General features: G+C 68.1%; 11 protein-coding genes and 1 tRNA gene. 8 read left to right on the top strand and 4 right to left on the bottom strand.

Annotated features, from left to right (window positions below; genetic code table 11):
* Nucleotides 1-10: 10 nt before the first annotated feature.
* On the bottom strand, nt 11-160 hold the full coding sequence (locus E4M01_RS14290) for a hypothetical protein (protein ID WP_167765241.1): 150 nt from the start codon (nt 158-160) through the stop codon (nt 11-13).
* 167 nt (nt 161-327) lie between these two features.
* Between E4M01_RS14290 and E4M01_RS06280 the strand changes: the two genes are divergently transcribed.
* On the top strand, nt 328-519 hold the full coding sequence (locus E4M01_RS06280) for a hypothetical protein (protein ID WP_135061713.1): 192 nt from the start codon (nt 328-330) through the stop codon (nt 517-519).
* Between the two features lie 137 nt (nt 520-656).
* Here E4M01_RS06280 and E4M01_RS06275 read toward each other — a convergent pair.
* From E4M01_RS06275 to E4M01_RS06265, 3 genes are all read right to left on the bottom strand, one after another.
* Nucleotides 657-742: transfer RNA gene (locus E4M01_RS06275), tRNA-Leu, on the bottom strand.
* Between the two features lie 42 nt (nt 743-784).
* Nucleotides 785-2209, bottom strand: a complete 1425-nt coding sequence (locus tag E4M01_RS06270; RefSeq protein ID WP_245158152.1) for a M20/M25/M40 family metallo-hydrolase — start codon at nt 2207-2209, stop codon at nt 785-787.
* Nucleotides 2210-2269: 60 nt separating this feature from the next.
* Nucleotides 2270-2509, bottom strand: coding sequence for a DUF3297 family protein (locus tag E4M01_RS06265; RefSeq protein ID WP_135061714.1), 240 nt, complete (start codon nt 2507-2509; stop codon nt 2270-2272).
* Between the two features lie 110 nt (nt 2510-2619).
* Between E4M01_RS06265 and E4M01_RS06260 the strand changes: the two genes are divergently transcribed.
* The 7 genes from E4M01_RS06260 to E4M01_RS06230 all read left to right on the top strand — a co-directional run bounded on the left by E4M01_RS06260 (nt 2620) and on the right by E4M01_RS06230 (nt 11791).
* The gene (locus tag E4M01_RS06260) at nt 2620-3081 is read left to right on the top strand and encodes a hypothetical protein (RefSeq protein WP_135061715.1); all 462 of its coding nucleotides are present in this window, start codon (nt 2620-2622) and stop codon (nt 3079-3081) included.
* 40 nt (nt 3082-3121) lie between these two features.
* Entirely contained in the window at nt 3122-3565 is a 444-nt protein-coding gene (locus E4M01_RS06255) for a hypothetical protein (protein WP_135061716.1), read from the top strand.
* Nucleotides 3562-4053 (top strand): hypothetical protein, encoded by a 492-nt coding sequence (locus E4M01_RS06250; RefSeq protein ID WP_209316080.1) that lies wholly within the window; start codon nt 3562-3564, stop codon nt 4051-4053. The genes E4M01_RS06255 and E4M01_RS06250 overlap by 4 nt, the downstream gene beginning before the upstream one ends.
* Nucleotides 4054-4224: 171 nt before the next feature.
* Complete coding sequence (locus E4M01_RS06245; protein WP_135061717.1) at nt 4225-7533, top strand: amidohydrolase family protein; 3309 nt, start codon at nt 4225-4227, stop codon at nt 7531-7533.
* Between the two features lie 137 nt (nt 7534-7670).
* On the top strand, nt 7671-9917 hold the full coding sequence (gene katG, locus E4M01_RS06240) for a catalase/peroxidase HPI (protein ID WP_135061718.1): 2247 nt from the start codon (nt 7671-7673) through the stop codon (nt 9915-9917).
* A gap of 147 nt (nt 9918-10064) precedes the next feature.
* Nucleotides 10065-10499: a DUF2231 domain-containing protein gene (locus E4M01_RS06235; protein ID WP_135061719.1), complete on the top strand. Its 435-nt coding sequence runs from the start codon at nt 10065-10067 to the stop codon at nt 10497-10499.
* Nucleotides 10499-11791, top strand: a complete 1293-nt coding sequence (locus tag E4M01_RS06230) for a sorbosone dehydrogenase family protein (protein WP_135061720.1) — start codon at nt 10499-10501, stop codon at nt 11789-11791. The genes E4M01_RS06235 and E4M01_RS06230 overlap by 1 nt, the downstream gene beginning before the upstream one ends.

Here is an 11791-nt window from a genome sequence, read left to right as displayed (position 1 = left end):
TCGAAGGGGATCACATTCCCTTGGACGGATCGTCCGACGGCGTGTGCGGATCAACCTCTCGATCGCGCTTGCGGGACTGCATCTGACCATAGGCGAGAACCGCGACCAGCACGATCGCCACGCCGATGACGACCAGCAGCCATGGGGATGCGGCCATCATGGGCTGATGCTCTCGGTTTCCGGTGCTCGATTGTTCACAAAGCGTCCTCCTGCGGCGAGTCGAAGCAACCTCGCGTGGGCCGGTGTTGTTCCACCTCAATAGCGCCCCGCGTTAGGGCCCCGTCATCGAGTCCGCGGGCCGCCTCAGAAAGCTCACTAGGATCCATCATGACCCCCCACGGCTCGGACCCTGTCAGCCCTCCCGGCGACGACGATCCAGGCGAGGACGAACTGCTTATCGACGGCCAGGAGGAGGTGTTCTCCCGCAAGGAGATGCTGACCGGCCGCATTGAGCATCATTTCGGCGAAGAGACCCTGCCTGAGCGCGGCGTCGTGGCCGCCCCTCATCGCTCGCGGTAAGGGGACGAGACTGCAGGCCGCGGAAGAAAGCCTGCGCTGGGCGAATAGGCCCCGAACGCTGCAGCCACCTCCGACTGATTCCCCGCAGTCCGTGCAAGGTCCGGCTGTCAAAGGAGAGCGCTTGCCAAAATCCTGAATGGTGCGGGCGGCCGGGGTCGAACCGGCACGGGCCAGGCCCGACGGATTTTAAGTCCGTTGCGTCTACCAGTTTCGCCACGCCCGCACTGAAGCCTCGTATATCGGCCGAGCCGATATGCGCCAAGCCTCAGGGCGTCGGCGCCGCGGCGCGGAAGTCGACGTCGCTGTCGGCGATCAGCCACAGCAGGGCGGCCCAGGCGGCGACGTTCTGATCCATCGCCTTGGGGTCGATGCGGTCGATGACGTCGTCGGCGGTGTGGTGCACGTCGAAGTAGTCGGTGCCGTCCTGGGCCAGTTGGAAGGCGGGCACGCCGAGCGCGACGCTGGGGCCGGTGTCGGGGCCGCCGCCGCGCGCGGGCGCGGGGTTCCACAGCACGCCGATGGGCGTCAGCACGCGCATGGCGGCTTTCTGGAAGTCGCTGTCGGCCTGTCCGCCGGGCAGGCTGAGGCCGTAGATGCGGCCGGCGCCGAAATCGCTTTCGGAGATGGCGATGTGGTTGGCGACCTCGCCTTCGATCGACTGGGCGTAGGCGCGGGCGCCCGCCAGGCCCTGAGCGGGCGCGGGCTGGCTGACCTCCTCGGCGCCCCACCAGACGACACGGATGGTGCGGCGCGGAGCCTGGGGCAGGTCGGCGATCAGCTTGAGCGCGGCAGTGGTGATGGCGATGCCTGCGGCGTCGTCGATGGCGCCGGTGCCCTGGTCCCAGCTGTCCAGGTGGCCGCCGATGGTGATGATCTCGTCGGGACGTTCGCGGCCGCGCACCTCGGCGATGACGTTCTGCGACCGGCCGGGCGCCTCGAAGGCGGCCGTGGATTTCAGGCGCAGCCGGATCGGGCCTTCGTTCAGGGCGACCAGGCGGCGGATCTGATCGGCGTCAGGCGGGCTGATGGCGAAGGCCGGTACGGTCCCCTCGCCCACCCGCGTCGCGCCGGTGTGCGGGAAGCGGTGATCGTGTGTGCCCAGAGAGCGCAGCACATAGCCGACCGCGCCGCGCGCCGCCGCCTCGGTCGGCCCCTGGAAGCGCATGACCGAGGACGAGCCGTAGCCGCGGCCGTCCTGGGCGCGGATGGTGTCCTGAAGCACGACTGCGATCTTGCCGGTCAGCGACCCGGCCGGCGCGTCCAGCAGACCTTGGAAGGTTTCGAACACCACCGCCTCGGCCTCGATGCCTTCGGGTGGGGTGGCCTGGCCGCCGCCCAGGCCGACGGCGGCCAGGGGCTGGGCATGGCGGCCGACGATCTCGACCGACTCCTGACCCCGAGACCAGGCGCTTAGGGGGAACTCCTGCAGGCGGACATTGTCGAAGCCTTCGGCGCGCAGATAGCCGACGCCCCATTCGGCGGCGGCCCGCTCGGACGCCGTGCCGGCCGGACGCGGACCAAAGCGGGTGGTGATGGCCTCGACGATCGAATAGGCGCCCGAGCCCGCCATGGCGCGGTCGCGAAGCTGCTCAGCCGTGCGGATCGCCTGGGCGTCCTGAGCGGCCACCGGGCCAGTGAAGGCCGCAAGCGCGACCGTGGCGACAAGAATACGGGAGAGACGGATGTTCACGGGGGCGCTCCGGCGGGTCGAAGGTCGAAACCTAGACCCGAGTCGGCCTTGCCGGAAACGTCAGTCGTTCTGCAGATAGGGTTCGACCACCCCTTGCAGCTTCACCGTCAGCGGCTTGCCGCGACGATCGACGCGATTGCCCAACGCCAGCCGGACCCAGCCTTCCGAAACGCAGTATTCCTCGACATTGGTCTTCTCTTCGCCCTTGAAGCGAACGCCGATGCCGCGCGCCAGCAGATCGGCGTCGTGAAACGGGCTGTCGGGATCGACGGACAGGCGGTCGGGCAGGGCGTCGGACATAAAGGCGCTCGCAAACAGGAAGGGGCGCCTGATAGCCGTCCGGGCGAAAGAATCCAATTCTCTCCAAGCTGAGCCGTGAACTCTTAACGCCCAACCCGCGTTCAGCGATCATGATCAAGGTCGTGGTCCCCGCTCTCGCCGCCGTCGCCCTCGCCGCCTTCGCGGTGCAGACCAACGCGACCGACGACCAACGCTCGGACGGCGCCGGCTGGCATCTGAGCCATGAAGACGACATGGCCAAGCTGGCCTACGGCATGCCCAACTCCGATCAGCTGGCTCTGATGATGACCTGCTCGCCCGGCGACGCCGAGGTCGTGGTCTACGGCGACATGAAGCCCGACACACCCCGTCTGGTTCGCGCCTCCATGGGCCCTCAGAGCCTCGACCCCCTGTCCGCCGGCGACTTCGAGGAAAGCACCTTGCCGCTGAACGACGCCGCCCTGCGCGGCCTGGCCGAAGGGCGGCCCCTGTCGGTGCGCGGCGAGGCCGGCGAAGCGCGCCTGGCCGCCAGCGACGATGAGCGTCACATGGCCGCGACCTTCCTGGCCTATTGCGGTTCCAGCCGCGCCTGATCCACAATGGATCCTTCGGTCGTCAGCGGGGGCTGAATCCATGACCAGTCTGATCGCGGCCCTGACCGTCGCCTGGGCGATGGGCGCATCGCCTGCGCCTGTCCAGAACGACGCCTGGACATGGACGCTGTATGAAGGCGACGGCCCGCTGGTGCTGGCCAATGAAGTACCCGACACGCCGCGCTTGCGCTCGACACTGGAATGCGATCCCGGGTCGGGCGTCGCGCGTCTTTCCCTCTATGACGTCCAGGCGCCGACAGGTTTCGCCACCGCCCGTTCGGGACAGGCCACAGCGGCTGTCGAGGTCGCCAACGCTCGCGGCGGCCAGCTGCAAACCGCGCTTCGCACCGATCACCCGGTCTTTGCGGCCTTTCTGGCCAGCGGGAAGTTGAACCTGGCTTGGTCCGACGGGTCGCGCGCGATCGAGGTGGGCCGCAACGCCCTGCCCCGCCTTCGGCGCTTCGCGGAGCTTTGCAGCGGATGAAGTCCACTCCCATCCTCCTGACCGCCGCCGCCCTGCTCGGCCTCGGCGCTTGCGCCACCGCGTCCTCCCCCGAAAGCGTCGTTTCGGGCGCGCCCGTCCCGGTCGCCGGCCTGGACTGGCGGCTGACCCAGGATGGCGGCGAGGCCAAGCTGGCCTTTGGCTCGGAGGCGTCCGACGATCTGGAGCTGGCGTTCGAATGCACCGCCGGCGCCCGCCAGGTGGCGATGATGGCGCCAGGCTCTGACGGTGATCGAGAACTGCACCTGGAGTCGGGTGGCTCTACTGAACGCTACCGCGCCGAAGCTGAACCGCTGGGCGTGCGCGACGGCGTTTTCCTGACCGCGTCGGCCGACGCCAAGGATCCCGTGCTTCAGCGCTTCCGCTCGCTGGGCTGGATCGCGCGATGGGAGGGCGAGACGCGAGAGACCTACGTCGCCCACCCGGCCACCGTCGCCGACGTGGACCGCTTCTTCGCCGCCTGCGGGTGATGTCCGCCGCAGTCTTGGCGGCTTTCTCCATCGCGGCGACGGGCGATGACCCAGCCGCTGACCGCGACGCCGCATCGGCTGGACTTCGCGTGAAACAGATGGTCTGACGGGCCAAAGGGGCGCGCGCCGGAAAGCGCGGCAATGTCTCGGCATCAAATCGGGGAAATCGACATGAAGCGTCTTCTGCTGGCGAGCGCCGCTGTTTTGGCCGTAACCGCTTCACCTGTCTGGGCTCAGGATGCGGCTCAGCCGGCGACGACGGATACGCCGGCGGCCGACGCGACGCCTCCCCGCGCTGAGACGCCCAAATGGGATGTGCAGAACCCGCCCGGGCCGGCGCGCGACGTTCCGATCAATGTCACCGAAGGCACCTGGATGTCGGTGGACGTTAGCCCCGACGGCCGCACCCTGGTGTTCGACTTGCTGGGCGACATCTACGTCATGCCCATCGGCGGCGGCGAGGCGCGCGCCATCGCGTCGGGCGTGGCGTGGGACATGCAGCCGCGCTGGTCGCCGGATGGCCGCCACATCGCCTTCACATCCGACCGCGCCGGCGGCGACAATCTGTGGGTCATGGACGCCGACGGGTCCAACCCGGTGCAGCTGTCGAAAGAGAGCTTCCGCCTGCTGAACCAGCCGGAGTGGACGCCGGACGGCGAATATGTGGTGGGGCGCAAGCACTTCACCTCGGCCCGCTCGCTGGGGGCCGGCGAGATCTGGATGTACCACCGCTCGGGCGGCGGCGGCGTGCAGCTGACCGAACGCCGCACCCAGCAGAAGGACACGGGCGAGCCCGCCTTCTCGCCCGACGGCCGCTATCTGTATTTCAGCGACGACGCCACGCCGGGCGGGGTGTTCGAATACAGCAAGGACGTCAACGAGCAGATCTACGTCATCCGGCGGATGGATCTGCAGACCGGCGAGGTTCAGCCCTACATCACCGGCCCCGGCGGTTCGATCCGGCCGACCCCGTCGCCGGACGGCAAGTCGATCGCCTTCATCCGGCGCGTCCGGTACCAGTCGGTGCTCTACATCATGGACATCGAGTCCGGGCGCGAGACCGCCGTCTATGACGGGCTGGACCGCGACATGCAGGAGACCTGGGCCGTCCACGGCGTCTATCCGGCCATCAGTTGGACGCCGGACAACCGCTCCATCGTGCTGTGGGCCGGCGGCAAGATCCGACGCGTCGACGTGGCCTCGGGTCAGGCGACCGACATCCCGTTCCGCGTCAACGACACCCGCCGGGTTCAGGACGCCGTGCGCCGCCCGGTCGAGGTCGCGCCCGACCGCTTCGACGTGAAGATGATCCGCTGGGCCACGCCGTCGCCGGACGGCTCGCGCGTCGTGTTCGAGGCGCTGGGCAATCTGTGGATCCGCGATCTGCCGACTGGCCAGGCGCGCCGCCTGACGCGTCAGGACGAGCATTTCGAACTCTATCCCAGCTGGTCGCGCGACGGCCGCTCGATCGTCTACACGACCTGGAACGACGGCGAGTTGGGCACGGTGCGCGTGGTCCCCGCCTCGGGCGGAACCGGCCGCGTCGTCTCGAGCCGGCCCGGCCACTATGTCGAGCCGACCTTCTCGCCCGACGGCCGCGAGGTGGTGTATCGCGCCATTTCGGGCGGCCGCCTGACCTCGGCCCTGTGGAGCCGTGACACCGGGATCTATCGTGTCTCGGCCTCGGGCCACGGCCAGGCCGTCCTGGTCAGCGACCGCGGCTCGGCGCCCCAGTTCGGCGCGAACGGCGACCGGCTGTTCCTGACCGACCGCGACGGCGACAAGCGAGCGCTGGTGTCGGTCGACCGCAACGGCGAGGACCGCCGCACCCACCTGACCTCGGAATGGGCGACCGAGTTCTCGCTGTCGCCCGACGGCCGCTGGATCGGCTGGACCGAACGGTTCAACGCCTATGTCGCGCCCTTCGTGACGACGGGCCGCCCGGTGGCCCTGAGCCCCGACGGCAAGGCCCTGCCCCAGGCGCGGGTCACGCGCGACGCCGGCGAATGGCTGAGCTGGTCGGGCGATTCCCGTCGTCTTCGCTGGTCGCTGGGGTCCGAACTGTTCACCCGCGACCTGAACCAGGCTTTCGCCTTTGTGGACGGCGCCCCCGAGACCCTGCCCAAGCCCGATGAGACCGGCGTGGACATCGGCTTCAGCGTGGCGACCGACCGGCCCGATGGGCGCATCGCCCTGACCGGCGCGCGGCTGATCACCCTAAACGGCGACCAGGTCATCGAGGACGGCGTGGTCATCATTGACGGCAACCGCATCGCCGCGATCGGTCCGGCCAGCTCGACGGCCATCCCGGCTGGAACCCCGACGCTGGACATGGCCGGCAAGACCATCATGCCCGGCATCGTCGACACCCACTGGCACGGGGCCATGGGCTCCAGCGAGATCATCCCGCAGCAGAGCTGGGTCAACTACGCCTCGCTGGCCTTCGGCGTGACGACGATCCACGACCCGTCCAACGACACCAGCGAGATCTTCGCCCACAGCGAGCTGGGCCGGGCGGGCCGCGTGGTGGCGCCGCGCATCTTCTCGACCGGCACTATCCTGTATGGCGCGACCACGGCCTCGACCGCCAAGATCGACAGCCTGGACGACGCCCTGTCGACGCTGCGCCGGATGCGCGCGGCCGGCGCCTGGAGCGTCAAGAGCTACAACCAGCCCCGGCGCGAACAGCGCCAGCAGGTGATCGAGGCGGCGCGTCAGCTGGACATGATGGTGGTGCCCGAAGGCGGATCGCTGTTCCAGCACAACATGACCATGATCGTGGACGGCCACACCACCATCGAACACGCCATCCCGACCCAGCGCATGTACGACGACGTGCATCAGCTGTGGCGCCAGACCCAGGTCGCCTACAACCCGACCATCGTGGTCGCCTATGGCGGCAGCTACGGCGAAAACTACTGGTATCAGGAAAGCCCGGTCTGGGACGATCCGATCCTGACCCAGTATGTGCCGCGTCGCACCTTGGACGCCCGCGCCCGCCGCATTGGCACGGCCCCGGACAACGAGTGGAACCACATCTCGGTCGCGCGCGAGGCCACGCGCCTGGCCCAGCAGGGCGTCAACGTCCAGATCGGCGCCCACGGCCAGCGCGAGGGCCTGGCCGCCCACTGGGAGATGTGGAGCCTGGCCCAGGGCGGCATGGCGCCGCTGGACATCCTGCGCGCCGGTTCGCTGAACGGCGCCAAGGCGCTGGGCATGGACCGCGACCTGGGCTCGCTGGAGGTCGGCAAGCTGGCCGACATGGTGGTGCTGAACGCCAATCCGCTGGAGAACATCCGCAACACCACGGCCATCGCCTACACGGTGGCCAACGGCCGGGTTTACGATTCCGGCATGAACGAGGTCGCCCCGCGCCAGAAGCCACGCCAGCCCTTCTGGTTCGCCGAGACCGGCGGCGAGGGCGTGGCCCCGGGAGAGACCGACGCCGACACCCACGGCCACGGCTCGCACGACCACTGATGAACCACGGCGCGGAGCTCGGCTCCGCGCCGTTATCTATAGATTTTTCTGCTCCCGACATTAAGCTTTATCGATTTTGCTTTCTCAAGCGACGGGCATAGGCTGACCTCCAACGACAATCGACAGGAGGAACGGCCATGGATGGACACGCAGGCGGATCGAGCCCGCTTTCGGATCCCAAGAAGGAAAAGGGCGCCCTGCGCTCGCTTCTGGGGCGCACCAATCGTGACTGGTGGCCCAACCACCTTGCGGTCGACATCCTTCACCAGCAGGGCCGCACCGGCGACCCGATGGGCGACGACTTCGACTACGCCGAGGCGTTCAAGAAGCTCGACTACGATGCGGTCAAGCGCGACCTGCATGCCCTGATGACCGACAGCCAGCCCTGGTGGCCGGCGGACTACGGGCATTACGGTCCTTTCTTCATTCGCATGGCCTGGCACTCGGCCGGCACCTATCGCACGGGCGACGGCCGCGGCGGCGCGGGCGCGGGCCAGCAACGGTTCGCCCCGCTCAACTCCTGGCCGGACAACGGCAACCTGGACAAGGCGCGCCGCCTGCTGTGGCCGATCAAGCAGAAGTACGGCGCCAATCTTTCATGGGCCGACCTGTTCATCCTGGCCGGCAATGTCGCCATTGAATCCATGGGCGGGCCGGTCTTCGGCTTCGGCGGCGGCCGCGCCGACGTCTGGGAGCCCGAGAAGGACGTCTACTGGGGCACGGAAGAGAACTGGGTCGGCGACGAGGGCAATGAGACCCGCATCCAGCCCGACAAGGAAATGGCGCTGGAAGAGCCTCTAGCCGCGATCCAGATGGGCCTGATCTACGTCAATCCGGAAGGACCGGGCGGCGTGCCCGAGGCGCTGCAGTCCGCGCGCGACATCCGCGAGACCTTCGCCCGCATGGGCATGAATGATGTCGAGACCGCCGCCCTGACCGCCGGCGGCCACACCTTCGGCAAGGCCCACGGAAACGGCGACGCCTCCAAGGTCGGCATCTCGCCCGAGGGCGCCGACATCGCTCAACAGGGCCTGGGCTGGGTTTCGGGCCACGAGAGCGGCATGGGCGATCATACCATCACGTCCGGCATCGAGGGCGCCTGGACGCCGACGCCCATCACCTGGGACATGACCTATTTCGACATGCTGCTGGACCACGAATACGAACTGGTCCGCTCGCCCGCAGGCGCCAAGCAGTGGCAGCCGGTCGGCAATCCTGACGAGACCCTGGCCCCGGCGGCTCACACGCCCGGCAAGCGCGTGCCGACGATGATGACCACCGCCGACATGGCCTTCAAGGTCGACCCCGAATACCGCAAGGTGATGGAGCGCTTCCGCGCTGACCCGGCCTATTTCGCCGACCAGTTCGCCCGCGCCTGGTTCAAGCTGTGCCACCGCGACATGGGCCCGCGCATCCGCTACCTCGGGCCTGAGGTGCCGCAGGAAGACCTGATCTGGCAGGATCCGATCCCGGCGCATACCGGTCCCAAGCTGAGCGACGCCGACGTGGGGGCGTTGAAGTCGGCGATCGCCTCGTCGGGCCTGTCGGTGGCGGACCTGGTGCGCACCGCCTGGGCCTCGGCCTCGACCTATCGCGGGTCGGACCACCGCGGCGGCGCCAACGGCGCGCGCATCCGCCTAGCCCCGCAGAAGGACTGGGACGTCAACGAGCCGGCCAAGCTGTCGAAAGTGCTCAAGGCCTACGAGGACATCAAGGCGTCCTCGGGTCTGAATGTCTCCATCGCCGACTTGATCGTGCTGGGCGGCTCAGTTGGAATTGAACAGGCGGCCAAGGCGGCGGGCCACGACATCACCGTGCCCTTTACGCCCGGCCGCACCGACGCGACCCAGGAGCAGACCGACGTCGAGGGCTTCAAGGTGCTGGAGCCGCGCGCCGACGGCTTCCGCAACTATCTGCAGGTGCGGTTCAACGTGCCGACGGAAGAGCTGCTGGTCGACCGGTCGCAACTGCTGGGGCTGACCGCGCCGCAGATGGCCGTGCTGGTCGGCGGCCTTCGGGTGCTGGGCGTCAATCACGGCGCGTCCGAGAACGGCGTGCTGACGGATCGTCCGGGCCAGCTGACCAACGACTTCTTCGTCAATCTGCTGGACATGAAGACGGCCTGGAAACAGGTGGACGACCACTCCGACGAGACCTTCGTCGGTTCGGATCGCGAAACCCACGAGAAGCGCTGGACGGCGACGCGCACCGATCTGGTGTTCGGCTCCAACTCCCAGCTGCGCGCACTGGCCGAGGTCTACGCCTCGGCGGACGCCGGCGAGAAGTTCGTGCGCGACTTCGTCAGGGCCTGGGTCCAGGTCATGGAGAACGACCGCTACGACCTGCCCCGCCCTGCCCTGCGCGCCCAGCGTTCACAAGGCTGACGACAGACCGGCTCTGAACCGCCGCCAACGCCCCGGTCGCAAGGCCGGGGCGTTTTTCGTATGGTCAAGGTTATTCATCTGACCTCGCAACCCCCGCGCGCCCAAGGGATTACTCCTTATGACCATCAAACGGGCAGGAGGGATCGAATGGCCGCACGCACGCCGTATGCACCGGGGATAGGGAGGGCGCTTCACGGCATCCTGCTGGCTTTTCCGATCGCCTTGTTCACCAGCGCCATTGCGAGCGATGTGGCCTATCTGAACACCGGCGAGATGCAGTGGACGAACTTCTCCTCCTGGCTGATCGCGGGCGGCCTGCTTTTCGCCGGCCTGGTGCTGCTGTGGGCGATTGCCGACGCGGTTCGATCCCGCAAAACAGGCGGCCTCACCCGAAGTCTGATTTATCTGATCATTCTGATCATCATGTTTGTCTTGGGCTTCATCAATGCGCTGCACCACAGCCGCGACGCCTGGAGCTCTGTCGGCGCGGTGGGCCTGACCCTTTCAATCCTGACGGCGCTTCTGGCGGTAGCCGCAGGGTGGGTTCTGCACACCCGCCCTGTTCGTTCGGAGGTGATGTGATGAAGCGCGTAGCGACCCTGGCCGCCATGGCCGCGCTGGCTGCCTGCAGCGCCCCGAGCGACCCCGATCTGCGCGAAACCGGCGCCCGGCCGCAGCTGCCGAGCGCTGGAGAGAGCCTGCTTCCGGCCATGAACATCTCCTTGCCTGCCGCTTGGGACGGCGAGATGCCGACCGTGCCTGCAGGCTTCACCATCAGCCCCATAGCCACGGGCCTGCTGATCCCGCGCCAGATGCTGATGTTGCCCAACGGCGACCTGCTGGTCGCCGAAGGCCGCGGCGGCGGGGCCCCAGCGCTGCGGCCCAAGGACGTCATCGCCGGCGTCATCAAGAAGCGGGGCAACACCCAGGTGCGGAGCGGCGACCGCATCACTCTGCTGCGCGACGCCGACGGCGACGGGCAGTTCGAAAGCCGCTCGGTCTTCATCGACGATCTGGACGCCCCCTACGGCTTGGCCTTCGTCGACGGCAACCTCTATGTCGCCAATCAGGATGCCGTGCTCCGGTTCGCCTATCAGGACGGACAGACCCAGATCACGACGCCGGGCGAGGAGCTGACCAAGCTGCCCTCGCAGCTGAATCACCACTGGACCAAGGCCATGACGGCCAGCGCCGACGGCCGATTCTTGTACGTCGGCATCGGCTCGAACTCCAACGTCGGTGAACGCGGCATGGCTGTCGAGGAGGAGCGCGCCGTCGTGTGGGAGATCGACCGCGAAACCGGCGCGCGGCGCACCATCGCGACGGGAATCCGCAACCCGACCGCCCTGGCCATCGAGCCGGCGACGGGCCAGCTCTGGTCGGTCGTGAACGAGCGCGACGAGCTGGGTCCGCAGCTCGTGCCCGATTATCTGACCGCCGTGCAGGATGGCGGCTTCTATGGCTGGCCCTACAGCTACTGGGGCAAGAACCCCGACCCGCGCGTCGCCCCGCAGAAGCAGAAGCCGGAACTGATCGAGCGCGCCCTGACGCCCGACTATGCTCTGGGCAACCACGTCGCAGCGCTAGGTCTGCACTTCGCCGCTGATGGCGGCTTCGGCGGCGCGTTCAGCCAGGGGGCCTTCATCGGCGAGCACGGCAGCTGGAACCGTCAGGACCCGTCAGGCTTCAAGGTCACCTGGGTCGCCTTCCAAAACGGTCGTCCGGTCGGACAGCCGGTCGATTTCGTGACGGGCTTCTGGAAAGACGGCAATGCGCGCGGTCGGCCGGTAGGCGTCTTGTTCGACCCCCGAACGCGCGCCCTATTCATCGCCGACGATCTCTCCAATACGGTTTGGCGGGTCGCGCCCAACTAG

Source organism: Brevundimonas sp. MF30-B (genome assembly GCF_004683885.1).
Classification (GTDB): domain Bacteria; phylum Pseudomonadota; class Alphaproteobacteria; order Caulobacterales; family Caulobacteraceae; genus Brevundimonas.
The sequence above is the reverse complement of the archived record's forward strand: the minus strand, read 5'-3'. Positions and strand labels throughout refer to the sequence as shown.

Coding starts and splice junctions, on each gene's coding strand:
- E4M01_RS06255 (WP_135061716.1), top strand. CDS start 3,122: ATGACCAGTCTGATCGCGGCCCTGACCGTCGCCTGGGCGATGGGCGCA.
- E4M01_RS06245 (WP_135061717.1), top strand. CDS start 4,225: ATGAAGCGTCTTCTGCTGGCGAGCGCCGCTGTTTTGGCCGTAACCGCT.
- katG (WP_135061718.1), top strand. CDS start 7,671: ATGGATGGACACGCAGGCGGATCGAGCCCGCTTTCGGATCCCAAGAAG.
- E4M01_RS06265 (WP_135061714.1), bottom strand. CDS start 2,509: ATGTCCGACGCCCTGCCCGACCGCCTGTCCGTCGATCCCGACAGCCCG.
- E4M01_RS06230 (WP_135061720.1), top strand. CDS start 10,499: ATGAAGCGCGTAGCGACCCTGGCCGCCATGGCCGCGCTGGCTGCCTGC.
- E4M01_RS06260 (WP_135061715.1), top strand. CDS start 2,620: ATGATCAAGGTCGTGGTCCCCGCTCTCGCCGCCGTCGCCCTCGCCGCC.
- E4M01_RS06235 (WP_135061719.1), top strand. CDS start 10,065: ATGGCCGCACGCACGCCGTATGCACCGGGGATAGGGAGGGCGCTTCAC.
- E4M01_RS14290 (WP_167765241.1), bottom strand. CDS start 160: ATGATGGCCGCATCCCCATGGCTGCTGGTCGTCATCGGCGTGGCGATC.
- E4M01_RS06250 (WP_209316080.1), top strand. CDS start 3,562: ATGAAGTCCACTCCCATCCTCCTGACCGCCGCCGCCCTGCTCGGCCTC.
- E4M01_RS06280 (WP_135061713.1), top strand. CDS start 328: ATGACCCCCCACGGCTCGGACCCTGTCAGCCCTCCCGGCGACGACGAT.